Source organism: Herbaspirillum sp. ST 5-3, assembly GCF_004804275.1.
Lineage (GTDB): Bacteria > Pseudomonadota > Gammaproteobacteria > Burkholderiales > Burkholderiaceae_D > Noviherbaspirillum.
In genome coordinates this window covers 1-869 of record NZ_STGI01000041.1, presented here as the reverse complement: position 1 = coordinate 869, position 869 = coordinate 1, and the positions used below count along the sequence as shown (strand labels likewise).

The window sequence follows — 869 nt, the reverse complement described above, 5'->3', positions numbered from 1 at the left end:
TTGAAGTCGACCGACACCAGCGGTTCCGTGTTGTAGGTCAGAATGCCCTTCAGCGCGCCGTTGGCGGCATCCTTCATGATCGCATTGACTTCATCGACCGTGGTGTCGCGCGCGGCGATGAAGGACAGGTCGACGATGGACACATTGATGGTCGGAACGCGAATGGCGTAGCCGTCCAGCTTGCCGTTCAGTTCGGGCAGCACCAGGCCGACGGCCGCGGCAGCGCCGGTCTTGGTCGGGATCATCGACATCGTGGCAGAACGCGCGCGGCGCAGGTCTTCGTGCATCACGTCGGTCAGCACCTGGTCGTTGGTGTAGGCATGCACGGTGGTCATCAGGCCGTTGACCACGCCGATCTTGTCGTGCAGCGGCTTGACCAGCGGCGCCAGGCAGTTGGTGGTGCAGGAAGCGTTGGAGATGACGGTGTCGGAGGCCTTCAGTACATTCTGGTTGACGCCGAACACGACGGTGGCGTCCACGTCCTTGCCGCCGGGCGCGGAGATGATGACTTTCTTGGCGCCGCCCTTGAGGTGGGCCGATGCCTTTTCCTTGGTGGTGAAGAAGCCGGTGCATTCGAGCACGACGTCGACGTTCAGTTCGCCCCAGGGGATCTGCGCCGGATCGCGCTGCGCGAAGACCTTGATCTTGTCGCCGTTGACGATCATGTATTCGCCGTCGACTTCAACGGTGCCCGGGAACTTGCCGTGCGCGGTGTCGTAGCGGGTCAGGTGGGCGTTCGATTGGGCATTGCCGAGGTCGTTGATGGCAACGATCTGGATGTCATTCTTCTTGCCGCCTTCGTAATGCGCACGAAGGGTGTTGCGGCCGATGCGGCCGTAGCCGTTGATTGCGACGCGAATGGTCATGGT

At 62.0% G+C, this 869-nt stretch carries 1 protein-coding gene; it reads right to left on the bottom strand.

The features are described from left to right. Positions 1-866 (bottom strand): type I glyceraldehyde-3-phosphate dehydrogenase (gene gap / locus E6W33_RS26870; protein ID WP_136420448.1); only part of this gene is annotated, 866 nt, incomplete at its 3' end. Positions 867-869 lie beyond the last annotated feature (3 nt).